This window comes from Cobetia crustatorum, assembly GCF_000591415.1.
Lineage (GTDB): Bacteria > Pseudomonadota > Gammaproteobacteria > Pseudomonadales > Halomonadaceae > Cobetia > Cobetia crustatorum.
The window spans coordinates 1-22,729 of the sequence record NZ_JEMF01000124.1 but is presented as its reverse complement, the minus strand read 5'-3'; the positions used below and the strand labels follow the sequence as shown (position 1 = coordinate 22,729).

21 protein-coding genes and 3 pseudogenes are annotated in these 22,729 nt (G+C 59.4%); 13 read left to right on the top strand and 11 right to left on the bottom strand.

Features of this window, described 5'->3' with window-relative positions; genetic code table 11:
• The 4 genes from BF12_RS20900 to BF12_RS20895 all read right to left on the bottom strand — a co-directional run.
• A partial coding sequence (locus BF12_RS20900; protein ID WP_035160588.1) for a hypothetical protein occupies positions 1 to 411 on the bottom strand: 411 nt, incomplete at its 3' end.
• 197 nt (positions 412 to 608) lie between these two features.
• On the bottom strand, positions 609 to 2,972 hold the full coding sequence (locus BF12_RS0117555) for a GNVR domain-containing protein (protein WP_024953397.1): 2,364 nt from the start codon (positions 2,970 to 2,972) through the stop codon (positions 609 to 611).
• 73 nt (positions 2,973 to 3,045) lie between these two features.
• Positions 3,046 to 3,405: a polysaccharide biosynthesis/export family protein gene (locus BF12_RS23035; RefSeq protein ID WP_248623754.1), complete on the bottom strand. Its 360-nt coding sequence runs from the start codon at positions 3,403 to 3,405 to the stop codon at positions 3,046 to 3,048.
• Complete coding sequence (locus BF12_RS20895; RefSeq protein ID WP_248623753.1) at positions 3,405 to 4,244, bottom strand: polysaccharide biosynthesis/export family protein; 840 nt, start codon at positions 4,242 to 4,244, stop codon at positions 3,405 to 3,407. The genes BF12_RS23035 and BF12_RS20895 overlap by 1 nt, the downstream gene beginning before the upstream one ends.
• A gap of 1,173 nt (positions 4,245 to 5,417) precedes the next feature.
• Here BF12_RS20895 and BF12_RS20890 point away from each other — a divergent pair.
• The 7 genes and pseudogenes from BF12_RS20890 (at position 5,418) to BF12_RS20875 (ending at position 10,710) form a co-directional block, all read left to right on the top strand.
• Entirely contained in the window at positions 5,418 to 5,849 is a 432-nt protein-coding gene (locus BF12_RS20890; RefSeq protein ID WP_024953396.1) for a hypothetical protein, read from the top strand.
• A gap of 131 nt (positions 5,850 to 5,980) precedes the next feature.
• On the top strand, positions 5,981 to 6,649 hold the full coding sequence (locus tag BF12_RS0117540; protein ID WP_169734553.1) for a YjbF family lipoprotein: 669 nt from the start codon (positions 5,981 to 5,983) through the stop codon (positions 6,647 to 6,649).
• Positions 6,643 to 7,065, top strand: coding sequence for a hypothetical protein (locus BF12_RS0117535; protein ID WP_024953394.1), 423 nt, complete (start codon positions 6,643 to 6,645; stop codon positions 7,063 to 7,065). The genes BF12_RS0117540 and BF12_RS0117535 overlap by 7 nt, the downstream gene beginning before the upstream one ends.
• Positions 7,066 to 7,112: 47 nt before the next feature.
• Complete coding sequence (locus BF12_RS0117530; protein ID WP_024953393.1) at positions 7,113 to 7,592, top strand: hypothetical protein; 480 nt, start codon at positions 7,113 to 7,115, stop codon at positions 7,590 to 7,592.
• Positions 7,593 to 7,747: 155 nt separating this feature from the next.
• A pseudogene (locus BF12_RS23255) lies at positions 7,748 to 9,280 on the top strand (YjbH domain-containing protein); the annotation flags it as partial.
• Positions 9,281 to 9,345: 65 nt separating this feature from the next.
• Positions 9,346 to 10,203, top strand: a complete 858-nt coding sequence (locus BF12_RS23250) for a YjbH domain-containing protein (protein WP_084488209.1) — start codon at positions 9,346 to 9,348, stop codon at positions 10,201 to 10,203.
• Between the two features lie 90 nt (positions 10,204 to 10,293).
• Complete coding sequence (locus BF12_RS20875; RefSeq protein ID WP_024953392.1) at positions 10,294 to 10,710, top strand: YkgJ family cysteine cluster protein; 417 nt, start codon at positions 10,294 to 10,296, stop codon at positions 10,708 to 10,710.
• Between the two features lie 28 nt (positions 10,711 to 10,738).
• Here the strand turns inward: BF12_RS20875 and BF12_RS0117515 are convergent, their stop codons facing one another.
• From BF12_RS0117515 to BF12_RS0117505, 3 genes are all read right to left on the bottom strand, one after another.
• Positions 10,739 to 11,872 carry a glycosyltransferase family 9 protein gene (locus BF12_RS0117515; RefSeq protein WP_024953391.1) on the bottom strand — a complete coding sequence of 378 codons (1,134 nt, stop codon included), beginning with the start codon at positions 11,870 to 11,872 and terminating at the stop codon, positions 10,739 to 10,741.
• A 365-nt stretch (positions 11,873 to 12,237) separates the two neighbouring features.
• Positions 12,238 to 13,737, bottom strand: a complete 1,500-nt coding sequence (gene scpC, locus BF12_RS20870) for a succinyl-CoA:acetate CoA-transferase ScpC (protein WP_248623752.1) — start codon at positions 13,735 to 13,737, stop codon at positions 12,238 to 12,240.
• Positions 13,738 to 14,187: 450 nt separating this feature from the next.
• Entirely contained in the window at positions 14,188 to 15,129 is a 942-nt protein-coding gene (locus BF12_RS0117505; protein WP_024953390.1) for a LysR family transcriptional regulator, read from the bottom strand.
• A gap of 311 nt (positions 15,130 to 15,440) precedes the next feature.
• Here BF12_RS0117505 and BF12_RS0117500 point away from each other — a divergent pair, with 311 nt between their 5' ends.
• Both BF12_RS0117500 and ppnN read left to right on the top strand, forming a co-directional pair.
• Positions 15,441 to 15,740: a hypothetical protein gene (locus BF12_RS0117500; protein WP_024953389.1), complete on the top strand. Its 300-nt coding sequence runs from the start codon at positions 15,441 to 15,443 to the stop codon at positions 15,738 to 15,740.
• Between the two features lie 16 nt (positions 15,741 to 15,756).
• Positions 15,757 to 17,169, top strand: a complete 1,413-nt coding sequence (gene ppnN, locus BF12_RS0117495) for a nucleotide 5'-monophosphate nucleosidase PpnN (RefSeq protein WP_024953388.1) — start codon at positions 15,757 to 15,759, stop codon at positions 17,167 to 17,169.
• Positions 17,170 to 17,255: 86 nt separating this feature from the next.
• On the opposite strand, the gene BF12_RS21375 is transcribed toward ppnN, so the two are convergent.
• Positions 17,256 to 17,669 carry a hypothetical protein gene (locus BF12_RS21375; RefSeq protein WP_024953387.1) on the bottom strand — a complete coding sequence of 138 codons (414 nt, stop codon included), beginning with the start codon at positions 17,667 to 17,669 and terminating at the stop codon, positions 17,256 to 17,258.
• Positions 17,670 to 17,702: 33 nt separating this feature from the next.
• Positions 17,703 to 18,163: pseudogene (locus tag BF12_RS20860) on the bottom strand (flavodoxin domain-containing protein).
• A gap of 546 nt (positions 18,164 to 18,709) precedes the next feature.
• On the opposite strand from BF12_RS20860, the gene BF12_RS0117475 reads away from it, so the two are divergent.
• The 3 genes from BF12_RS0117475 to BF12_RS0117465 all read left to right on the top strand — a co-directional run bounded on the left by BF12_RS0117475 (position 18,710) and on the right by BF12_RS0117465 (position 21,656).
• On the top strand, positions 18,710 to 19,648 hold the full coding sequence (locus BF12_RS0117475) for a DMT family transporter (RefSeq protein WP_144727465.1): 939 nt from the start codon (positions 18,710 to 18,712) through the stop codon (positions 19,646 to 19,648).
• 542 nt (positions 19,649 to 20,190) lie between these two features.
• A complete protein-coding gene (locus tag BF12_RS0117470; protein ID WP_176426421.1) occupies positions 20,191 to 21,102 on the top strand; it encodes a LysR family transcriptional regulator in 912 nt (303 codons plus the stop codon).
• A 122-nt stretch (positions 21,103 to 21,224) separates the two neighbouring features.
• Positions 21,225 to 21,656 carry a secondary thiamine-phosphate synthase enzyme YjbQ gene (locus tag BF12_RS0117465; RefSeq protein WP_024953384.1) on the top strand — a complete coding sequence of 144 codons (432 nt, stop codon included), beginning with the start codon at positions 21,225 to 21,227 and terminating at the stop codon, positions 21,654 to 21,656.
• A 93-nt stretch (positions 21,657 to 21,749) separates the two neighbouring features.
• Here BF12_RS0117465 and BF12_RS0117460 read toward each other — a convergent pair whose 3' ends face one another.
• Both BF12_RS0117460 and BF12_RS22150 read right to left on the bottom strand, forming a co-directional pair.
• The gene (locus BF12_RS0117460) at positions 21,750 to 22,262 is read right to left on the bottom strand and encodes a hypothetical protein (RefSeq protein WP_024953383.1); all 513 of its coding nucleotides are present in this window, start codon (positions 22,260 to 22,262) and stop codon (positions 21,750 to 21,752) included.
• Positions 22,246 to 22,458: a hypothetical protein gene (locus BF12_RS22150; RefSeq protein ID WP_156941217.1), complete on the bottom strand. Its 213-nt coding sequence runs from the start codon at positions 22,456 to 22,458 to the stop codon at positions 22,246 to 22,248. The genes BF12_RS0117460 and BF12_RS22150 overlap by 17 nt, the downstream gene beginning before the upstream one ends.
• A gap of 147 nt (positions 22,459 to 22,605) precedes the next feature.
• On the opposite strand from BF12_RS22150, the pseudogene BF12_RS23025 reads away from it, so the two are divergent.
• Positions 22,606 to 22,704, top strand: a pseudogene (locus BF12_RS23025) (secondary thiamine-phosphate synthase enzyme YjbQ); the annotation flags it as partial.
• Positions 22,705 to 22,729 lie beyond the last annotated feature (25 nt).

Genomic DNA, 22,729 nt, shown 5'->3' with positions numbered 1-22,729 from the left:
CTCGGCCCAGAAGCCGATGGAGCAGATCAGCCATTGCCGCCAGCCAGGAGCTGCCGAGCACGAGGCGCTGAAGCGCAGATCCAGCGCGATCAGCACGCTCATCGCCAGCAAATAGCTGATGGTGATGGCCGGCAGCACGTAGGCGAAGGCCTTGGCGCCGGGGTAGCGCGACATGTGACGAATCGCCTGCAATGCGAGCAGGAAGCCGCCGCTGGCGGCGATGACACTGTGCATGCGCATCTCGCTGACCCACGGGCGCAGGCCATTGATCAGCAGCAGCGGGACACCCACTGCCAGAATCAGACCGACGATGGCCTGACACAGCGAGTTGAACATCAGTCGCTCGTACATGCGGGAGTGGCGCTGACGCCCTTCCAGCCCGGAGCTTGCATGGTTCGTCGTGGTATTCATATGCCGTTACCCCCTTGGCTTGCGTTCGTGTTGTGGTTCCGTTCATCACGCTCGGAGCCGCTGGTGCCGTCGCTCGACGGCGTGCTACCCGATGCTTCACCCGTACTGCCTCGCTCTCGCCTCGACTGCCGATCCCCACTGCCAACGAGGCACGCAGTCTCAGACATCGGGTTCGCGGGCTCTAATGCAAGTGGCCACTAACCCTTGGCGCCACCCTGGTACTGATAATCGTGATAGCTGTAGCCGTAGCTGTAGGTCGTGGTGGCCTTGCGCTCGACGGCATTGAGAATCGCGCCATCGACGTGCACGCCACTGGAGGCGAAGCGCTCCAGCGCCGCTTCGATTTCCTTGGGCGAGTTATGCATGAAGCGCGTCACCATCACGCTGACACCGCACTGCTTGCCGACGATGGCGGCATCGGTGACGGCCAGGATCGGCGGCGTATCGACGATGACCATGTCGAAGTTGGCGCTGGCCCACGTCAGCAGGTCGCTGAAGCGTGACTGCAGCAGCAGCTCCGACGGATTGGAGGGCGAGGTGCCGCGCGCCACGTAGCACAGGTTGCTCGGCGCGCCATTGGCGGCCACCCCTTCACCAAGCGCCGCAGCGGTGGACTCGGACATCGCCAGACTCGGATCAGTGATGCCACGCACGATGCTGTCGCGGTCGGCCTTGCCGAGCAGGAAGTCGCTCAGGCCCGGCGCGGCGTCGCTGTGCTGGACACCCGCCATGCTCTGGTGGACATGGCCACGGCGCATGTCGGCATCGATGACCAGCGCCCGATTGCCGGCCTGGGCGCAGACGGCGGCCAGGTTGGCGGACACGAAGCTCTTGCCGATGCCTGGGCTCGGGCCACAGATCATCAGGCGATTATCGGGGGCTTCCATCATCGCGAAGTGCAGGCTGGTACGCAGACCACGCAGGCCCTCGATGGAGAGATCCGCCGGGTTGCGGATCGCCAGCAGCCCCGGCGCGACGTTGTCATTGGCCGCTGCGGCGACACCACGCCCGGTGAAGCGCTTGAAGCCACGCGCCAGACGACGGTTGAGGCGTGCCTGCTCTTCGGAGAGCGGCAGGGTCGCGTGGACATTGAGGCCCAGGTCAGAAAGCTCCGACGGCGTCTCGATACCGCGATGCAGCATGGAGCGCAGCAGCACGAAGACCACCCCGAGCATGCCGCCCAGCAGGGTCGCGATCACCACGATCATCGCCTTGCGCGGGCTGATCGGATGCGGCTGTGCAACGGCCTCGTCCAGAATGCGGATATTGCCGATGGTGCTGGCCTGGGCGATGTTCATTTCCTGGGTCTTGTTGAGCAGTTGCACGTAGATCTGCTGATTGACCTCGACTTCACGCTCCAGACGCAGGATTTCCTGCTGGGTTTCCGGCAGATCACCGACCTGCTTCTCCAGCTCCTTGCGAGTCCGCTGCAGGTCCGCACGCTTCTTGCGCAGCGCCACGTAGTTGGGGTGACTGGGGTTGAACTTGCCGGACAGCTCCGCTTCTTCCAGCTGGGTCTCGTTGATCTGATTGTCGATATTGACCAGCTGCTCGAGCACCGACTTGGTCTCGAGATCCAGATTCACGCTATCGCTCTTGCCGCGATAGGCATTGAGACGGTTCTCGGCCACTTCGAGGCGCTCACGCACCGTCGGCACCTGCTTCTTGAGAAACTCGAGCGACTTCTCGGCTTCGGCGGACTGACGCTCGATGTTCTGCTGCTGGTAGGTATCGGTGATGCGCTGCAGGGTCTGCTGGGTGCGCAGCAGGTCTTCGCCGACCAGCGCCAGGCCCAGCACCCCGGCTTCCTTGCCCATCTCGGCCACCGCGAAGCGTGAACGCAGCGCGTTGGTCGCTTCCAGAGTCGACTGATGCATCAGCGTGAATTCAGCGCCCCTGGCCGCGTCCAGTGCGCTGACCTTGAGCGTCACCTCGCCCAGCGGGCCATCGAAGCGCGAGGCTTCGCCGACCACACCGGTGCCCAGCGCATCGCCGTCGTACTGCAATTCGTACTCACCCCCCTCTCCCAGCGACACCAGCGTCAGCGGCACATTGTCCCAGGCCGCCGGCACTTCCAGGCTGGCCACGTCGATCGACTCGCCGGCCCAGACCATGCTGGAACCGGCAAGCCAGCTCGGACGCGCAAATTCGTGGGTGCGCAGGAAGGTGCCGATCAGCGGGTACTGATACGGCTTGACCACCAGATCCAGCTGCTCCTTCTTGACCGTCTCGCCCAGCACCAGGCGTGAGGTGATGATCTGGATCTCGGACTCGGACGGCGGTGCCTCGCCACGCAGCAGGCTGGAGACATCACGCAGCGGGTTCATGTTGCCGCCGCCCTCCTCGACCTGCACCAGCGCATCGGCCTTGTAGATCGGAGTGGCCAGCAGCGCGTAGAGCACCGCCAGCACGGTGAAGGTGCCGGTGATCAGCGCCAGCGTCAGACGGCTGTCATACAGCTGGCCCAGCATGCGGCCGAGATCAAGACTGGTGCGCGCGGGCACGCTTGACGACTCGCTGGCCGAGGCCTGACGCGTGGTGTGGGAATTGCGGTTCGACATCGTTGGGTCACTCTCCTGGTGTCCTGCCCGGCCACGGCGGTGCCGGGCAGGGACGCCTTGACGACCCCTCGCCTTACTGCCCGAGGGTATCGAGGTTGTCCTGGATTTCGGTGCTGTAGTAGATGGAACTCACCGTCGGCAGCAGCTGGGTAATCACACGGTTCCAGCGCGAGACCGGTGCGGCGGTGACATAGACGACGTCCTGCGGCTTGAGGCCGAAGTCCGCGCCCAGAATCAGCGCCGTGGCATTGCGCGCATCCAGCTGATAGACGGTGGCCAGCTTCTCGGGGTCTTCACGATCACGACGGATGACGAAGATGCCCGACGCATCGGCGGAGTTTTCCTTGATGCCGCCGGCACGCGCGATGGCATCGGTCAGCGAGATCGGGCTTCTGCCCAGCGGCAGGCTGATGGACTTGTCCACCTCGCCCATCACGAACACCTTCTGGGTACCGACATCCGGCACGTAGAGGGTGTCGCCATCCTTGAGCAGGCGGTCATTGCCCGCCTCATCGTTGGCGCATTGCGCTCGGCCAGCAGCTCGTAGAGGGAGATGGTGGTCTCTTCGCCATTGCGCTTGAGCACCACGTTGTGCCAATCGGCGTCTTCGGACAGACCGCCCGCCGCCGCGATAGCGTCCAGCAGGCTCAGCGGCACATCGCTGATCGGTTGCACACCGGGAGACTGCACCTCGCCGGTGATCCGCACCTTCTGGCTGCGGAAGGCGGCGACCTTGACGTCGATCTGCGGCGCATTCAGGTAGGGCTGCAGCTTCTCGCCGAGATCACGGCGAATCTGGTCCAGCGTCATGCCACTGACCTTGACGCGACCGACATAGGGATAGAACAGCGTGCCATCGGCGTGCACGAGGTTGCCGGCTTCCTGCGCACTGCGCTCGGAACCCGTCGGCAAGGTCAGCTCGGGATGGTCATAGACGATGATGGTCAGGATGTCGCCGGGGCCGACACGGTACTGATAGTCCGGTGCCAGACTGGCGCGCGTGCTGCTGTTGAGCTCCTGGGCCAGCGCCTTTTCAAGCTCACGACGCTGCCTGTCATCGCCACTGGACTGGCGTGATTCGGCGTCTGCGCGCGCCTGGGCCTTGATCAGGCCAAAGGTGATCGGTTCAACATCGACGATGTCGTCCACCGGCGCAGCGCTGGTGTCGTAGTCGATGTTGCCACCGGGGGCGAAGACGCACCCGGCGAGCCCGGTGAGGACGCCGATACTCAAGCTGGCGCCCAGAAGTCGTGCTATCAGTGCATTTTTCATCTGAAGTCCGTTGAGTCGACAGACTCGGGCAGACGCATATTGCATCTGCCCGAGTCATCCCCCGCCGCGTCATGCTGCCGGGATAAATTCGATAACGTCTTCAGTTCACCTTGCATGGTGCGATATGCCGGAGGTTGTCCTCCGTGCCTTTACTATTACGTGCGAATTGAATCATCACGCCTGTATCGTTGCGTTACTGCCAATCGCAAGACTGCCAATCACAAGACTGCCAATCACAAGACTACCAATCACGAGAATATTCTCGTTATCACGGGAATGTATGCTTCATTATTCATCATGATCCACGCCTCTTTACGAGAACATTTAGAGCACCTGAAGAACGAGCATTATTGCCCATGACATCACTCTATTTTGAGTAGCGAGAGATTCATCACGAGAAATCCGTTCTGAAAAATCCTCTCGCCTTACTCACTCCTCACTTAGGACACTTGCCACCAGATCGATGACCACGTCTGCCGCAGCGCCTGTCACGTACATAATGAAGAGGTAGGCAGAGTGACCAAACTCCACCTGCTGTGCATTTTACCTTATCCGGACCGCTCGCCAATCGCGCACTGTTACAAAAATCCAATAAAAACATTGGTTTGTATTATCCCCAGTACGTCTTATGTCGCCATACCATGGATAGAGATGTAGCTGATAACAGACACCATAAATACCATTACGTCGGTAAAGTGACACAGTCTTTCCAAGGATTTCAGCAGCCATGCGGGCCATGGCTTGCGCAGCCCCGTAAAAAAACAGCCACAAGCATGTCGCCAATAACCCACACCATAATTACTCTTCTTTACATAAATATTTTGCCACGGTTAAACGCACTGATTACGCACCTCTTCAGAGTAGACAGGTCATATTTTCCCGTTAACATGAGCCACGCTTTAGAGACTTGTACATCCCAACCATCAGGAAAATAGCCTGACGCGCGGGATGCGCAAGTGGATAAAGCAAGAATGGCCAACGGAAGCGGCCAGGCTAGGAACACCTCGGAATGAGGCTGCGCCAGGGAAGATGCCACGGACGGTATCAGGGATGGCGCACCACTCCTGTTTCGTAATCTTCAGCAGCAGGATTTGCGGCAGCTGACGTTGCTACGTATGGCGACGCAATCCTGACCGGCAGACAACCGGTAATGCTCATCAAGGAGACATCACCATGCGCAAATCACATCTCGGTGCCATTCTCGGCCTGACGGGCGCCCTGCTAGTTGCAGGTAACGCCATGGCTGAAGAAGAAGCGCCACAGGGTACGACTGGAACTACCGGGACTACTGGGACGACTGGCACTACCGGTACGACTGGGACTACCGGCACGACTGGGACTACCGGCACGACTGGAACTACCGGCACGACTGGGACTACCGGTACGACTGGAACTACCGGCACGACTGGCACCACCGGCACCGTGCCAACCGGCAGCGCTGCCGGTAGCGGTACCGCCAGCCAGAACGCTACGGGTAGCGTCACGCCGAGCACCAGCAGTGGCAGCGTGGCAGCAGGTGCAGCTACCGGTACGTTAGGTGGCGGCACAGGTACCACGGGCACGACCGGTACCACAGGCACGACCGGCTCGACCGGGACACGCTGATGACTGCGCGTGCATCTCAGAGCTCATCGTTCTCTTCAGGCCAGCCACCGCTGGTAGCTCGCACGTCGGGCTGTCGAGCGCTGGCTTCTCGACCGTTGTCTTATAGGCACATGACGGCACTTGGCGCAGTCATGTGCCTGGTGACGTTGGCCGGTTGTGGCCAGATGGTGTCGCGCTCGCTCGGCGACGCTATCGGGAAGGATGATTTTGACGCCGCACGCGCCAGTGAACTGCCCTATGCCTCACTCAAGTTGAACCACGCCAACAGCACCGCGCTGGTGGTACTGGCAACGCTTGAGCGCAATGGGCGCGTCGCACGCTTCGAGAGTCGCGATCGCGGCATTATCGAGCTACGCGATGGCGTACTGTCAGCAACGTCAGGCTTCGCGCGTGATATCGCTGACAGGCGTGAGCAAAGCACTACCGGGCGCGCTTTGGCGCGTCCGGCCTGGCTGATGGACAGCGGCACGACCTATCGCGTCAGTGTCAGTGCGCTGACACCTCATCCGCGTCAACTGGAACGGCAAGACGCCGCCTCCACCGGCAGCCAGCGTCAGGACAACGTGGCCGTGATGCAGGTGCATGAAGCCAACGCTCGCCTTGAGTGCGAGGCACCGGCGCCGCATCAACTGCCACTGGCCGAACTGAATCTGAGCCACTGCACCGAGACCCTGAACTGGGATGATGGCCGCACCACGCACAACGAACTGTGGCGCGACGAGACACGCGTGTGGGCCGCCGACATGACGGCGTGGCCTGATGGCCCCCGCTTTGGCTGGGAGATTGCCAAGGCATGGTGATATCACTTTCCCGTCACGTTCTACGCTCACGCGAACGCCTGGCAGCACTGATGGCGCTCGCGATGCTGTCCCCGCTTGCAGTGGCTGATGACACGCCGCTGCCCTTCAGCGCTGCCAGTACCCCGTTGGCCAGTCAGGTATTGGAGCAACAATGGGCTGAGAGCGCACAGGTGTCTGCGCTCGACTGGCGTTACAGCTTCGTCAGCACGCCCTTGATCCGTCAACAGATGGCCGACAAGGCCAATCGCCTGAGCGCCGAGCTTGAGCTGATCGCCGCACGCTACACCGTGGGGGCTACACCAAATAGCCCACAAGCGCGCTATGTCGCAGCGCTGCAGGCGTGGCAGCACTATGTCGCTCAGGGGCGCTTGGTAGCAGGCCCCCAGGAAGTGGGCGCCCGACAGCAGGACATCTGAAGGCGGACAGCAACGACGCGGCGGCCGCTCCGCCAACGACTGAGCGCGTGTTGGCGCGCATTCCCGGTCAGCTTGATCCACGTCGTGACATGCGTGCAGGCCCACAGGCCATCCGTATCGCGCCGGGCATGGTCATCGGTGCCTGTCAGGCACCGCGCAACATCGTCATCATGGATGCGACTGGCGTTCATCAGCGCAAGTGGAGCCCCAACCTGACGCTGGATGCACTGATCGATGAGCGCAGTGCCGCCGAGGCACTGGGTCCGGCATCGCAGGTCAGTCTCGTCACGCCACAGGGACAGGTGCTGACGCGACCGATCGCACGCTGGAATCGCCTCACGAGTGGTGATGCTGATCTACCGATCGCGCCAGGTGCCAGCGTCGTGATCAGTACCCCGGGCCTCGATACTGCACAAAAGTGGGTAAATCAGGCACTGCCCGAGTGGCTCGCCAGTCGCCTACCCGGCCATGACTGCCAAAGCTGGCAGCTAGATGCCGCGACACTGCCTGATACGCAAGTGCAATAAACGCCAGCGCAGCCGGTTCATCATTGTTGTTCAATCGTCATTTCGGCCAGTCCCCGTCATTTCTGTCGAACCTGGCACGCTTGTCACTCCCCAGTGCTCCCTTGTTACCCCATTCACGTTCGTGAGCCCAAGGCTTGCGAGCTTGCGAGACGCCTATGTCGAGTCCCTTCCGCCCCGCCAATCATCTTGCCTTGTCTGAAGGCCAACAGCGCTCTGCCTCCGCACGCAACGGTTGGCTAGCGCTCGGTATCATGGGTGGCTTGTTGGGCGCACAGATCGCTCACGCCGCGACCGGTGAGTCACAGAGCGACTTCGGCGGTGTCGGTTTGATGCAAACCCCCACCGCACGCTTTGCACCTCAGGGCGAACTTAGCTTCACCTACAGCCGCACCCAGCCGTACAAGCGCTTCAGCGTCAATGCCACGCCCTTCGAGTGGATGGAGCTGGGCTTTCGCTATGTCTCAGTCGAAACCGTCAGCTATGGCGCCGCCGCACCGGATCGCGACTATCTGGATAAATCCTTCGATACCAAGTTCCGACTGTGGGAAGAAGGCCGCTATCAACCGGAAGTCGCGGTGGGGCTGCGAGATCTTGGCGGTACTGGCTTGTTCAGCTCGGAATATCTCGTCGCCAGCAAACGCTACGGCGATTTCGATTTCAGCCTGGGGCTCGGCTGGGGCTATCTGGGCAATCGTGGCGACTTCGGAAATCCGCTCAACGTGGTGGGTGATCGTTTCAGCAGCCGTGGTGATTCCGGCGGCAGTGACGGCGGGGAGTTCTCGATTGGCAGCATGTTCAGTGGCCGCCCGTCTGCCTTCGGCGGCATCGAATATCAGACGCCCTGGGACCCGCTGACCTTGAAGCTTGAGTACGAAGGCAACGACTATTCTGACGAGCCGCTGACGGTCGAGATCAATCAGGACTCGCCAATCAATCTTGGCGCGACCGTCAAGGTCAACGACACTCTCTCGCTGCACGGTGGCTGGGAGCGCGGTAATACCGCCATGCTCGGTCTATCGCTATCGACCAATCTGGCGGGACTCTCACAAGACAAGGATGACGGCACGCCAGAAGCCGTCGCGCCGAGCACGCAACATCGCTATCGCAACGACCAAACGCCAGAGGCTTTCCGTGTTCGTTCATTGAATGACGTCAATCGCCCCACAGCGAGCAGCCCTGCGCCAACTGACAGCCCTGAGCCAACTGACAGCCCTGCGCCAACTGACAGCCCTGAGCCATCACTGGCCGGTGGTCTCGTCAACGCCAACGGTAATGCTGGCCATGAGACCTACAGTAATGCCAACAGTGAGGCCGCCGGCACTCTATTGACGCTAGACGCTGATACCGCGCCGGAGGCTGCGGCAAACGCTTCCACCAACCCCGACATCAGTCTCGACACCGTGGACTGGGATGCGCTGGCCGATACGCTGCGCGCCCAGACCGGCCTTGAAGTCTCACGTTTGCGCGTCAATGGTGACACTCTGATCATCGAGGCCGAAGCCACGCGCTTCCGCAAGGACCTGCAAGCCGAAGGCCGTGCCAATCGCGTGCTGCACAATCGCCTGCCCGCCAGCATCACCACCTTCCGCTACCGCCTGAGCAGCAATGGCCTGGCACTGCGTGAGGACGATCATCCGCGTGAGTCATTCGTGGCCGCAGCCAATGATCGCCGCTTCGATGCCGAGTACGAGCATTCCATCACGCACGCGCCGCCTCTCCCGAGGCAAGCGACGATGCCAGCACCAGCCGCACTCTGCTCGACCGTGAACCCGGCGGGTTCAGCTGGGGTGTCTCGCCGGGCGTCAATCAAAACTTCGGCGGCCCTGACGGCTACCTCTATCAGCTCTACCTGCGTCTCGATGCCCTGTGGCGCACCGACCGCAATGGCTGGTTCTCCGGCTCCGCGACTTATCAGCTCTTCGATAACTTCGATGATTACGAATACATCGCCGATTCTGATCTACCGCGTGTGCGTACCTTCATCGGTGAGTATCTGAAAGAGACGGATGCCGGTATCGATAACCTGCAGTACACCCGTACCTATCAATTCGGACGTGATTGGTACTCACAGGCCTACGGCGGCATTCTCGAGATGATGTATGCCGGTGTCGGCGCCGAGGTACTCTATCGCCCGATGAACAGCGCACTGGCGCTGGGACTGGATATCAACCGCGTACGTCAGCGTGACTTCGACCAGCAGTTTGGCCTGCGCGATTACACCGTCACCACCGGCCACGCTACCGCCTACTGGCAAACCGACTGGCACGACGTGCTGGTCAAGGGCTCGGTAGGACGTTATCTGGCTGGTGATATCGGTGCCACGCTGGATGTCTCACGCAGCTTCTCCAATGGGGTCAATATTGGTGCCTGGGCGACGATGACCGATGCCGGCGACGATTATGGCGAGGGTAGCTTCGACAAGGGCCTGTACGTCAGCATTCCGCTGGACGCCTTCTTCACGACCTCCAGCAAGGGCAACACTGGCCTGGCATGGGCACCGCTGACACGTGATGGTGGCGCACGCCTCAATCGCCGTTATCAGCTGTATGACATGACCGGCGATCGTGATCCCGAAGGCTATTGGGATGGCATCAACAAGGTCTACAAGTAATACGACGCCAGGCGATCCTCAGGCGGCAGACATGCGCTCACTCGCGGAGTATGTTTCACTGCCGCCTGCTGCAGAGGCGCGACTTGCGTCATGAACGCCGTCACGTCACTGCTCCCCTTTTTCGGCACCTCGTCTCATGCCGTGCTACTGATACAGACCTCCATGAACATTCCCATCACCGATGTTTCGCATGCCACTCCTGACGCTGCCCGCCATGAGACTGCCACCCCACCACCCGCCGAGATTGCCTGTAGCAACTGCCAGGCATGTTGCTGTCGTCTCGAGGTCATTCTGCTCACCGATACCGGGGTGCCTGATTACCTCATCGATGAGGATGAATGGGGCGGAGAAGTCATGCGCCGCCTCGACGACGGCTGGTGTGCCGCTGTCGATCGCGAAACGCTGATGTGCACCATCTATGATCGCCGTCCGATGCTATGTCGTGAGTACGAGATGGGCAGCCCGGAATGTGAAGATGAACGCCTCGAAAATGGCCTCGATCAATGACACTGGCAACTGAGGGAAGAGGCCACGTTCACGCCAGTGCGGCTGGCCGGGCCTGAAGCATCGCCATCACGTCTTCTGGTGCCAGCGTGGTGATGATGCGATGCAGTGCCCCCTGGGGCAGGAAGCGCTGAGAGCGGCGAGTTCTACTAAGCGTAATGGTGGGCACATCAAGTGCCACAGCCATGTGCATCGGCCCGGAATCCGGAGTGATCAAGATAGCGGCTTGGCTCAGCAGCGCCGCAAACTCGCGTAGCGGACGCGGTGTCAGTAGCAGGCCGTGGCGAGAGTCCTGCATCAGCGCGCCCAGACGGGGGGCCAACCGGAATTCCTCCGGGCCCAGAAAGACCACATAAGGTTTACCTCCCGCTTCAAGGCGCGCAATCAATGCCTCCCAATAAGCGGGCGGGCAACGCTTGTCGAGGTGGCCACCGACAAACAGAGCCACGAAATTCTTTGCGCCGCCCTCTCCACTCTCCAGTGCACCCTCACTCTCCCGTCCAAGCTGGGAGGCAAGCAAGCGCTGTGCCTGACAAACCTCTTCCTCGCTCAATCTGAGCACCGGGCGTTCACGACAGCTGACGCCCAGCGCGGTCGCGAACAGCGCCGGCACCTGATAGGAATGCAGATTGCCCGGTCCAGGCGCTATTGCGACATCGAACCAGGTCCGCCCCTTATAGGGCAGCGCCATGGTATGACGTGCGCCGATCGTCTTGCCAACCAGTAACCCTGACAACGAACCGGTATTGAGCTGTAGCGCCAGATCATAGCGCTCGCGGCGCAGTGAGCGGATAAGATTCACCGCCTGCCACGGACGCGTGATGGCGTGACGCGAAGCGCAATGCACCTGCCCAAGTCCGAAATTCTCGAACAGCACGGCGGTCTTGTCAGTGGCCAGCATGTCGATGCTGGCCCCCGGAAAGTGGCGCTGGAGAGACTCAATGATCGGCGTACTGATCAAGGCATTGCCAATACGGAAATTGGGGCGAATGATCAAGATGCGCTGAATGGACGCAAGTTGATCAGCGGCCAGCGACTCGGGCACCGGCAACACTCGTTCCAGTGCCCCGATCATCATCCGCTTGGCTTTCTTTTCCAGCCACTGTGCGCCGGTCTTGAGAACACTGTTGGTTCTGATGGTCAGTAGTACGGATGTGGGGGACATGGAGGGGCTCCTGGAGAACGACAGACTCACGGCGCAGCAGTCCGCGAGCCAACGTCCCCACTCTAGGTGAAGCAGCTTAAGCCCCCATTAGCAAAACATGTTCAGAAAACTGGAGTCCCTCACAATTCTATCCGCGAGGAATGTTAAACAAGGCCCCGTCAAAGGAAGGCCGTGGTGAATTCAGGCCAAGGCTCGAGCATCCAGCAGTGAACGCATCGCGCGCATGTGGCCGTGAACTTCAACCTCACGATGCCAGCTGAGCGCCTGCTCCAGACAATGCGGCGTATGCCCGCCCCGCTGGCAAGCCTCCTCGAAGTAGGCGCGCAGGGCCGGACGATAGCTGGGGTCTGAGCAATGCTCGATGATCAGCTCGGCACGCTCACGCGGCGCAAGCCGCGCAGGTCCGCCAGTCCATGCTCGGTCACCAGAATATCGACATCGTGCTCGGTGTGATCGACATGACTGGCAAACGGCACCACGCTCGAGATATCCCCGCCCTTGGCCAGCGACTTGGTGATGAAGACCGAAAGCTGTGCGTTGCGCGCGAAATCCCCTGACCCACCGATGCCATTCATCATCCGCGTGCCACACACATGGGTGGAATTGACGTTGCCGTAGATGTCGAATTCCAGTGCGGTATTCACCGCAATCACCCCTAGACGACGCACGATACCCGGATGATTGGACAGCTCCTGCGGGCGCAGGATCAGGCGATCACGATAGCGCTCCAGATCTTTCCACAGCGTACGACCACGCTCCTCCGTGACGGTAATGGAGGAGCCGGACGCGAAGTCGAGCTTGCCGGCATCCAGCAAGTCAAAGGTGGAGTCCTGCAGCACCTCTGAGTACATGGTGAGGTGCTCGAACGGCCCGTCCTTCAAGCCACTCATCACTGCGTTCGCCATGCTGCCGATACCGGCCTGCAATGGCAGCAGAGATGGCGTCAACCGTCCGAGCACCACTTCCTGCTTCAAAAGCTCGACTAGATGGCCGGCAATCCTTTGTGTGTCGACATCCCCCGGCGCGCAGCTGGAGGGGCTGTCATGCCCGCACGTCAGCACGATGGCAGCGATCTTGTCAGGGTCGATGGGGATATAGGGCGTGCCGATGCGCGAGTCTGGCGCGACGATCGGAATCGGCTGACGACTCGGGCGCATCTGCGGAATATAGATATCGTGCAGGCCTTCCAGCGCGGCTGGCGACTCCAGATTCAGCTCGATGATGACCTTGTCGGCCAGGATGGCGTAGCTGGCCGAGTTACCCACCGACGTCGTCGGCACGATACCGCCATCGGCAGTGATGGCGCAGGCCTCAACCACGGCGACGTTCATGTCGCTCAGCTGATGATTGCGCAGCAGCTCGACCGTTTCCGACAGATGCTGATCAATGAACATCACCTCGCCTGCGTTGATCGCGCGGCGCAGCACCGGATCCACCTGGAATGGCATGCGCCGCGCCAGCATATGCGCATCAGCCATCTGGCCATCAAGGTCATTGCCCAGCGAAGCACCCGTCATCAGCGTGATCGAGAATGGCTCACGACGTGCCTTCTCGACCAGCGCCAGCGGCAAGGCCTTGGCCTCTCCTGCGCGCGTGAAGCCACTCATGCCGACCGTCATGCCATCCTGAATCAGCTCGGCGGCCTTGGCGGCGCTCATGTGGCGTGATTCCCACCCCTGCCAGCGACAGCGACGTGCCAGCTCGGCACGCGACGTCTCGTCCAGCTCACTGATTTCCATGCGTGACAACAGCGAGAACGTTTCCTGAGCCGGTGCCATGCCAGCAGTGGCCGAACCATCATCAGAGCCAGAGGTGACAGGACCAGCAGTAACGGAGCCAGCAGAACGAGAAAAAGGCGAAGACACGGCGACAAGTACCTCAGTGACAGGTGAATACCATGAACGAGCAAGCGCTGGGGGAATCATGGCAGCGAAAGGAAATGGCGGTGTGCCAAGAGCTATGTGCTAAGAGCTAAGAGCTACGCGCCAAGAGCCATGTGCTGAGCGCGTCAGGTGAAGCATCAGTAGGCACTCATATCAGCTTCCCATGTCGACTGGCCTCTCGCATCAGGCCTTGGTCGATATCGGGGTCCACAATGCGGAATCCAGAGATGCAGGAATGTCGACCTGCCATGTTGCGCCCGCCATGCACCCCGCGAGATGTCCCAGATCACGCAAGACGCATTCAGTGCATCTCATCGTCATCCGTCGTATCTATGTGAGCACTATAGCCACAAAAAAGCCCGCTCCTGGGGAGCGGGCTTTCGATGATAACGCCACTTGATCACACGCGACGTCATCAAGCGTGCCGTGGCGTTACACCATGCGATCGAAATCCATGTTGTCGAAGCTGTCTGGCGCATCGGCGTAGCCATACAGCGTATTACGACGTTGCAGGCGGAATTCACCCAACAGCTGCTCGTAGCGACGCGGCACTTCGGCGTTGTCCCGCGTGACGATATACAGATTCTCGTAAACCGCCTCGGTCAGTGGCATCTCTCGCACCTGACGCTGCCACGGCGAGGTCTCAAGCACGGTACGCGAGACCACCGTGAAGCCCAGGCCACGCGCCACGGCGTCCAGCACCATGCCGATGTCGTTGGTGAAGCCCTGCTGCGGGAAGTGGCTCATGGAGCGGAACTCGCCCGTGAAATTGGCGCGCAGCAACGCACTGGCGTTGTTGACGCCGTCCGCGTAATTCATGAAGCCCAGCGCCATCAGCTCGTTGAGGCTGTTACCGGCAAAATCAGCCGGCACCACCAGACACAGCGGCTCCTGATGCCATAACTCAAAGTTGAGATCAGGATGCTTGACCGGCTCGGTGACGATACCGAGGTCAAAGCGACCGGCCAGCACGTCCTGCACGATCTCGGAATTGTAGGCAAAGCTGTAGCTTACCGTCAGGCCCGGATGCTGTTGCTGATAGCCCAGCGTGAACGGGTAGAACATCAGCCCGACACTTGAGGGACTGGCCACACGGCATTCACCGCTATCAGGAGAGTCATCATCCAGCGAGTGCATGAACTGGGTGTGCTCAGCAAACAGTTTGATGGAGTAGTCGTAGCAGCGACGTCCTGCCGACGTCAGCGAGAACTTGCGTCCCTGACGATTGAGCAACGAGCGCTCCAGGTACTGCTCCAGCTTGCGGATATGCTGACTGACGCCAGGCTGGGTCATTTCCAGCTTGCGTGCGGTATGGGTAAAGCTGCCGGTCTCCACCAGAGTGATGAAGGTACGAAAATACTGGGCATTGAACATGGAGGCACTGACCACTCACGAACGGGGGACGCGACTCGGCGCGTCGTGTTGCCGAATAGCTGCCTGAATGTCTGCACAGGTGCCACCGACCCGCAAAGCCCATGATTCTATCAGAGCCAGCGCCTATGCGCAGCGCTGCGCGGTGGCACTCTCGCGTGTTAGCATCGAGGCATTGTTGAGCAAGAATTGCCGAGTGCAGCCTTGGCCAATATTCCGCGGCCGCGTGCTTCGGAATAAGTGCCACCCTCTGCCCTTTTTATTTGTCTTTGCCGGTGCCTTGGAGCACTGGCTCGAATCACGAGATGCTCCCGATGCTTGATCCTCTGGCCGCACGCGGCGAAGCCATTCACAAGGCGCTGCTCGCGATGGAAAGCGAATGCGCTGAAGTTGACCTGTTCCCACTGGGTTACATGATCCCCCAGGTGGAATTGGTGCTCGAGAACGCCGATTACGCCGCCGATGACGTGGTCGCGGAAGATTTTGACGCCACCTTTGAAGAGTGGATGCATCACGCCTTTGCACAAGACAGCATGAGCGTGGATGACCGCGAACGCATCGGCGAACTCTGGACAGAAGTCCGGAAACGCGCCCAGACCACCGTGGGCGCCTGACACAAGGAAGACGGCCATGAATTCTGTCACCAGTGAAGCCACCACTTATTCACGCGATACCAGCTCTACGCTGGTATCGACCATCATCTCGCCGGAAGGCAGCCTGGAAGTGCTGTCTCAGGATGAGGTCAATCGCCTGCGCGACACCTCCTCCAATGGCCTGCATGACATTCTGCGCCGCTGTGCGCTGGCAGTACTGAACTGCGGTAGTCAGACCGATGACAGCGTCTCGGTGCTCAACGCCCACAAGACCTTCGAGATTGAAGTGCTGCAGCAGGATCGCGGCATTCGCTTGAAGCTGGATAACGCACCGGGCGATGCATTTGTCGATGGCAAGATGATTCGCGGCATCCGCGAGCATCTCTCCAGCGTGCTGCGCGATATCGTCTATGTGGCCAACGAGATCCAGAACACACCGCGTTTTGATCTCTCGACCACCGAAGGCACCACCAACGCGGTGTTCCATATCCTGCGTAATGCCGGTGCCCTCAAGGCCTCGCGTGAGCCGAGTCTCGTCACCTGCTGGGGTGGCCACTCCATCAACCGCGAAGAGTACGAGTACACCAAGGACGTGGGCTACCACCTCGGCCTGCGTGAACTCGACATCTCCACCGGCTGTGGCCCCGGTGCGATGAAGGGGCCGATGAAAGGCGCCAACGTCGCGCACGCCAAGCAGCGTCGCAAGGAAGGGCGTTATCTGGGAGTGTCGGAGCCGGGCATCATCGCGGCTGAGTCGCCGAACCCGATCGTCAATGAACTGATCATCATGCCGGACATCGAGAAGCGCCTTGAAGCCTTCGTGCGCACCGCGCATGGCATCATCGTCTTCCCGGGCGGCGTGGGCACCGCAGAAGAGATTCTCTATCTGCTGGGTATTCTGCTGCATCCGGAAAACGAGGGGCTGCCTTTCCCGGTCATCTTCACGGGGCCGGCAGCCAGCGTTGAATATTTCCAGCAGATCGACGAATTCATCACCTATACCCTGGGTGAGGAAGCGCGCGCGCGCTACACCATCATCATCGATGATCCGGTTGAAGTGGCCCGCACCATGCGCGCGGGCATTGATGAAGTGGCCGAGTTCCGCCGCAGCCATCATGACGCCTTCTACTACAACTGGCGCCTGCACATTGCCCCGCACTTCCAGCAGCCGTTTGCACCGACGCATACCAACATGACGGGCCTTGCGCTCCACCGCAATCAACCGGTGCATGAACTGGCCGCCAACCTGCGTCGCGCCTTCTCAGGCATCGTCGCCGGTAACGTCAAGAAGGAAGGCATCGAAGAGATCGAGCGCGATGGCCCCTTCCGCCTGACTGCTGAGCCAGAGCTGATGCATCGCCTGGATGCATTGCTGACATCCTTCGTGGCCCAGGGACGCATGAAGCTGCCAGGCACCGATTACGTGCCCTGCTACACCCTCAGCAAGTGATACCTCACGACCATTGCTGAGAACAAAAACGAGAACGCCCCGATCAGTGATGATCGGGCGTTCTCGTTTGTATGAGACCGAGCGTCTTACTTGTCGTTGCGACCACGGTGCATCCACAGGCTGATCACATGCGCGACCAAGCCCAGCGTCAGGCCATCCACCAGCACTTCAAGACTACCTTCCTGCACACGGTCCAGCATCGGCGCGGCGAAGTTGAAGGCTGCCATTGCGGCAAGCCCGACCACCATCCAGACCAGCAGGCGGCGCATCAGCATCGGCACTTCGCCCTTGGCGGTATCCGGCAGCTGACGATAGATGTAGACGCCTAGTGCGGTAATCGCCACGGCAAAGCCCACGATCAGCATGAGACGGGTGTTATCGCCGCTCATCAGGAAGCGCGGCACATTGGCGACCATCACCACCGCCAGACCCGCCAATACCGAGACACGCTGCGGCGTCAGATTACGCGCGCGGGGATGATCAGATTTCAGTTTCGTCATGCAATCAGTCTCTGGAGTACGTTACGCGGGAAATCAGGCAGTCGCCGGCAGGGTCGGAATCCATGCCTCGACCCACGGCAGCGCCGCATCATCAGCCATGAAGGTTTCCATGGCATCAATCTCGAGGCGCTCACCGTGACGCGTGGCACCGAGGTCCGCCAGGCGCTCGTCAAGATGACGGCCAGCGCCGCAATAGGTTTCACCGTAGGAGCTATCGCCCAGCGCGATCATCCCATAGCGCAACCAATCGAGTGCGGGTGACTCAGTGCTGAGCGTATTGAGAAAGCCGGTGAGATTACCGGGCACATCGCCACTGCCGGTGGTGGAGGTGACGAATAGCGCCAGATCAGGCGCGTCTCGGTCAGGTCAGTCAGCGTCGGCTGATCCAGCACCTCGACCGTATACCCTGCCTGCTCGAACAACGGCTGCACCTGCTCGGCCACATCCAGTGAACCGCCATACATCGTGCCGACAAAAATCTTCAGTAGCGCCATGCATCCTTCCTTATCCGGGCTATCACCCGCCAGTGGCGGGAACATGAATACCGAGCCAAGCGCGATGAGCTATCGCACCCAACATTTGGTCGCGATGGTAGCACAGCCTGTCGGCCTCCCACAGGCACCGCCGACCTTCGGCAGTCACCTCCCAACGCCGTGTTCTACCTTCATCAGCCACGAAACACACGCCACGTCTCAAAAGATATTCACCCAGTGACATCAGCCCGAAAACGTAACGTAAAAGAACACCCTACATCACATGCAGTCGACACCTCGCTGAGCCATGCTAGAACAGCGCCACGCATTTCGCGTGCCGCCAGCGACTTCCACCATCCCGCATTCACCGACGTCCTACACGGGTCTCATACAAGCCACGCTCATGCCACGACATCATTCTCCAAGCGCGCCACATGACCTTATCGAACAACATCAGCTCACCGCGCAACATTCCGAGCCGGGCCCTCTGCGCAGAAGCAGCACACTCCATGGCCATGCCAATGATGATCACGATCGTCAATGCCAGTCTTGGCAGAGGGAATCCGCATGAGCCTGCCATCGTCCGTACCCGACCCCGCCTTCTCGATTCCTCCGCTAGCGCTGACATTACTGGGAGTATCAGCCGTACTGCATGCCAGCTGGAACCTGCTCGGCAAGCGTGGGCGTCCTTCACTAGCCTTCTTCAATCTCGCGATGCTGTATGGCGGACTGCTCTATCTCCCGATTCTATTGTGGAGCGGTTGGAGCATCAGCCAGACGCCCATGGCTTTCTGGGGCTGGCTAGCAGCATCAGGGCTATGTCAGGCGCTTTACATGGGCGGATTAGCCTGGGCCTATGCGCGTGGTGACATCAGCCTGCTCTATCCACTGGCACGCGCACTTCCGGTAGTGATGGTGCCTGTCGTGGGCCTGATGCTGGCGCTGGAACCCTGGCCGAGTGGACTGCACCTCACGGGCTTCATGCTGATCATGCTCGGTGCGCTACTGATGCCGCGAGGCTCGCGAGTGCCGACCAGCTCCCGCGTTGCCCTGCCAGCACTCGGCTTTGTCCTGCTCGCCGCACTGGGGACTACCGGCTATTCACTGGTCGACAAGCAGGCCGTTGACGTACTTGGCGTCTCAGGCATGTCTGCCATACAGGCCGGCGCCAGCTTCATGGTGTTACAAGCGCTCGCATCAGCCGCATGGATGCTACCGATAGTCGCGCTCATCCCTGACGAACGGCGTGAAATGCGCCTTATTCTCCGCCAAATCGATATGTGGCCCTGCCTGACGGGCATCATGATGATGGGCACCTACGGGCTAGTGCTGGTCGCCATGGCCATGAGCAGCAACGTCAGCCAAGTGGTAGCGCTCAGACAGCTCTCGATTCCCATCGGAGTACTGCTGGGCATTCTGTATCTTGGCGAGCGTCCGGGAGGTTGGCGACTGGCGGGACTGGCGATTCTGCTCAGTGGTCTTGTCATGGTGGCGTGGCCCAGCTGATGGGCAGCGTGTGACAAGACTGAAAAGATGCCCATGTGTCGCTGATGGCGCTTTATGCGTACGCCATCAGTCATCAAGGCGCTTTTATGGCACCTGTCTGTCATCAGATACGGAACCATCTCCTTTATCTGACGTCTGAGCCGATAGGGCAGTAGAAAAGAATGTCGTACAGGGACGGTATCCCCCCTGATCGTCGCGCCTTGCTGATACCGGAGTCGCGCAATACCTGGATTCGTCAGATGCAACCTTGGCATAGCAATGATATAGTTAGCCTGCTCAGAGTGATCCTCCTTTTTTATAGGTCCACTCCCTGTACCTGAGCCGGCATATCCCTGACATGTCGTACGTAATGCACTATCCGATTGTTGATCGATGAGCGTGTCTTTGCCGGTATCACGAACACCGGAAAGAGGGGCACGGTCATCGACAGGCAATCCGTTGTGCAGCGCCACGCGCTGCTGCGAGCATCTTGCGAGGCTCGTGACAAGGTGGGTGTTTCCTTGATGGCGCACCCCGACCCACTGAACAACCGGACCTATTCGATGAGCGATATCGACGCCTATAACACCTTCCTGATGGTGGCAGACCTTGGCAGCCTGTCCCGCGCCGCAGAACGTCTGCGCCTGCCCAAGTCCACCGTCAGCCGTCGTCTCGATGCCCTCGAGGGTCGCTTCGGCACTCGTCTGGTCGAACGTGGCCACCGCGGCATTCGCCTGTCGGAAGCTGGCGAAACGCTATACCGATACGCCCGATCGATGGCCAACCTCGATGACGAGGCACATCGCGCCATCGAAGATCGTCAGTCTGATCTCACGGGCACCATTCGTATTCACGCCACACCGGCACTCGGGCGTCACTTCCTGGGCCGCGCGCTGACAAGCTTCCTGTCAGAGCACGATGGCGTCGATATCAAGCTGAAGCTGTGGCACAACGGCCGCGAGATTCTCGAAAACCAGCCGCACCTGGTGATCGGCTTCCCGCATCTGGCCGGCAGCACGCACGTCTTCCGCCCGCTGACCCAGTGGCAGCAAGCGGCCTACGCCGCCTCTCACGTCGAGAATCCTGACGAGCTGCCGTGGGGTGAACTCGAACCGCTCGTCTCCGGTACCTCGCTGTCGCGTCACCCGGAAGACCCGCGTCCGAATCACATCCAGTCCGATGACCTCGAAGTGCTGACCGACTACGTCGCTGATGGCCTGATTCGCGCCGTGCTGCCGACTGACTGGGTCAACTCGCTCAGCGAACGCAACGGCCAGTCCTTCAAGCGTCTGGAATGTGACGAAATTCCGCCGGTCGAGATCGGCATGCTGCTACCGCGCGGCCCGATCCCGACCCGTGTGCGCCTGCTCGCCGACTGGCTGGCACGCGAAATCGGCAAGAACGAGCCGGAACGTGTCACTGCCAAGGCCGCACGTCGCACTGTCAGCGAAGCCGCCGCCAGCACGACAGGCTGATCAAGCGCGCCACACAACGCCCGATCAGTGCAGCAAAAAAGGCCAGCCCTCAGGGGCTGGCCTTTTGCGTTCTGGCGCGGCATGTTTAGCATGTACTGAATCAACAACAGGCAGGACTTCTCATGTGGCACCGTGACACCCTCACCCTCTCCGCACGTAAGCGCGGCTTTCACCTCATCAGTGACGAGGTGGAGCAGGCGTTAGCCGAAATGCCACCCGTCAGCGTCGGCCTGCTGCATGTGCAGTTGCTGCACACCTCCGCCTCGCTGACCCTCAACGAGAACGCAGACCCCGACGTACGCCACGACATGGACGCCTTCCTGCGCCGCCTGGTGCCCGGCAACCTGCCCTACTTCCGCCACACCCTCGAAGGCGACGACGACATGCCCGCGCATGTGCTCGCCAGCCTGCTCGGCACCCAGCTCACCCTGCCCGTCGAAGCCCGCCGCGGCGTCAACCGCCTCGCCCTCGGCACCTGGCAAGGCATCTGGCTTGGCGAACACCGCGATCACGGTGGTAGCCGAAGTGTGTATTTAACACTGAGTGGGGAATAGTAATTGAAATTTAATATTAATATAAAATATAAAAACTAGAGTCATTTCGCAGCATCAACCACTCATATGCTATGCACAAGTTTTAAAAACAGCTTAATCGTTTTCTACTATCAGCCCATTTAGCTCATTCACGACTTTCTCAACAACACTAAATGTATTATCAACAGCATTGTCTTTAGTTCTTTTCCAATCATCTGGATCAGACATAATAAAAACAAACAAGGCGATAATGATAGCTGTCCACAGATTTCCGAACATACCTGCAGCACCATTATTGTGCCAGCGGGTAAACTTCTTCCAAATTGGCTTAGAGGCCATCTCTGCCTGAGCTATTTTTTCAAAACTTTCAAAAGCTTGAGATCTTATACTAACAATCTTTTCATCTATTGCAGTTTGTAAAAAGATATTAATTAATTCATTCGCCTCTTTCTTATATTTCTTTATCTCATTCGCCTGCAATTTTAATCTCGTAAATTCATCCACATCGAAACCTTTCTTGATAGCATCTCGCTTTTCTTTCTTATATATAGAGTACGCTATCATACCTTCAAAATCGTTTTCATTTATCACTAACTTTTCATGGATTTTATTATATTTCTGAGTCATTCCTATGATCCTTAAAACTCTGCGCCTTACCCTTTGCAGATATCATCATCACATTAAATTTATGAGCAGAGACCTTGCCTGAAACTTTTTTCGCCGTATTGCTAGGCTTATAACCACCCATTACTTTTTGGTTAACTTTTTCTGATAACGACCTTTTTCTCAAACCCACATTTTTTAGTATTCTATCAATATTCATAATATTCTCCTCTTCACCTTATGAATATAGCTCATACGCATGCAGTGTGAAACTATAGATGATACTTAATCAATGTTAATCCACATATTCTTTAATCAATCTACCAGACATCAGCTCACGCTACCTGTCGAAGCCCGTCGCGGCGTCAACCGCCTCGCCCTCGGCACCTGGCAAGGCATCTGGCTCGGCGAACACCGCGACCACGGCGGTAGCCGCAGCCTGTGTCTGACGCTGAGTGGAGAATGAAAAAAGGCCGCGAATATTCGCGGCC

Coding starts and splice junctions, on each gene's coding strand:
- BF12_RS0117555 (WP_024953397.1), bottom strand. CDS start 2,972: ATGTCGAACCGCAATTCCCACACCACGCGTCAGGCCTCGGCCAGCGAG.
- BF12_RS23035 (WP_248623754.1), bottom strand. CDS start 3,405: ATGGGCGAGGTGGACAAGTCCATCAGCCTGCCGCTGGGCAGAAGCCCG.
- BF12_RS20895 (WP_248623753.1), bottom strand. CDS start 4,244: ATGAAAAATGCACTGATAGCACGACTTCTGGGCGCCAGCTTGAGTATC.
- BF12_RS20890 (WP_024953396.1), top strand. CDS start 5,418: ATGCGCAAATCACATCTCGGTGCCATTCTCGGCCTGACGGGCGCCCTG.
- BF12_RS0117540 (WP_169734553.1), top strand. CDS start 5,981: ATGTGCCTGGTGACGTTGGCCGGTTGTGGCCAGATGGTGTCGCGCTCG.
- BF12_RS0117535 (WP_024953394.1), top strand. CDS start 6,643: ATGGTGATATCACTTTCCCGTCACGTTCTACGCTCACGCGAACGCCTG.
- BF12_RS20875 (WP_024953392.1), top strand. CDS start 10,294: ATGAACGCCGTCACGTCACTGCTCCCCTTTTTCGGCACCTCGTCTCAT.
- BF12_RS0117515 (WP_024953391.1), bottom strand. CDS start 11,872: ATGTCCCCCACATCCGTACTACTGACCATCAGAACCAACAGTGTTCTC.
- BF12_RS0117505 (WP_024953390.1), bottom strand. CDS start 15,129: ATGTTCAATGCCCAGTATTTTCGTACCTTCATCACTCTGGTGGAGACC.
- BF12_RS0117500 (WP_024953389.1), top strand. CDS start 15,441: ATGCTTGATCCTCTGGCCGCACGCGGCGAAGCCATTCACAAGGCGCTG.
- ppnN (WP_024953388.1), top strand. CDS start 15,757: ATGAATTCTGTCACCAGTGAAGCCACCACTTATTCACGCGATACCAGC.
- BF12_RS21375 (WP_024953387.1), bottom strand. CDS start 17,669: ATGACGAAACTGAAATCTGATCATCCCCGCGCGCGTAATCTGACGCCG.
- BF12_RS0117475 (WP_144727465.1), top strand. CDS start 18,710: ATGAGCCTGCCATCGTCCGTACCCGACCCCGCCTTCTCGATTCCTCCG.
- BF12_RS0117470 (WP_176426421.1), top strand. CDS start 20,191: ATGAGCGATATCGACGCCTATAACACCTTCCTGATGGTGGCAGACCTT.
- BF12_RS0117465 (WP_024953384.1), top strand. CDS start 21,225: ATGTGGCACCGTGACACCCTCACCCTCTCCGCACGTAAGCGCGGCTTT.
- BF12_RS0117460 (WP_024953383.1), bottom strand. CDS start 22,262: ATGACTCAGAAATATAATAAAATCCATGAAAAGTTAGTGATAAATGAA.
- BF12_RS22150 (WP_156941217.1), bottom strand. CDS start 22,458: ATGAATATTGATAGAATACTAAAAAATGTGGGTTTGAGAAAAAGGTCG.